This is a genomic window from Aquibacillus salsiterrae, assembly GCF_028416595.1.
Taxonomy (GTDB): domain Bacteria; phylum Bacillota; class Bacilli; order Bacillales; family Amphibacillaceae; genus Aquibacillus_A; species Aquibacillus_A salsiterrae.
Genome location: NZ_JAMQKC010000064.1, coordinates 1 through 704 on the forward strand (window position 1 = coordinate 1; position 704 = coordinate 704).

Sequence of the window (704 nt, forward strand, 5' to 3'; positions counted from 1 at the left end):
GAAGAACTAAAAGTGGTTGTGAGTGATTTAACCTATGTAAGAGTAAAGCAAAATTGGCATTATATTTGCGTATTAGTAGACTTATATAATCGTGAAATTATTGGCTACAGCGCTGGACCTAACAAAAAAGCTGAGCTAGTTCAACGTGCCTTTTCAAGTGTGAAATACAACCTAAATCGCCTCGAATTGTTCCACACAGATCGAGGAAGTGAGTTTAAAAATCAATTGATAGATGAAGCATTAGAAACCTTTAGTATTCAAAGATCATTGAGTGATAAAGGTACACCTTATGATAATGCTGTTGCTGAGGCAACGTTTAAAACAATTAAAACAGAATTCGTTAGTGGAAGGGTTTTTTCAAGCCAACAAGAGCTTGATCTTGAATTATTTGATTACGTGAATTGGTTTAATAACATTCGAATCCACGGGTCTCTAGATTATTTAACGCCCAACGAATATAAGGATAAGCACCAATCATAAAGGGAATCGCTGCACTTTACTTGGAGAGGCGGGCGAGATAGCCTGGATAGCTGAGCCAGATTTATTGAAATATCTGGCTTCCTGGCTCATGATCTTGCCCGTAGAGGCTCAAAGTCAAGTGACAAAATGGTACGTTCTAACTTCCAATAGAACACTAGACTTTTAACGCTATAAACAAGTTTATGTTCCTTTATAAATTTGTCCAGTTTAGTGTTGACATACCA

At 36.9% G+C, this 704-nt stretch carries 1 protein-coding gene; it reads left to right on the forward strand.

Annotated features, from left to right (window positions below; genetic code table 11):
* The coding region (locus NC799_RS18330; protein ID WP_272447858.1) for an IS3 family transposase at positions 1 to 480 on the forward strand (480 nt) is incomplete at its 5' end.
* Positions 481 to 704 lie beyond the last annotated feature (224 nt).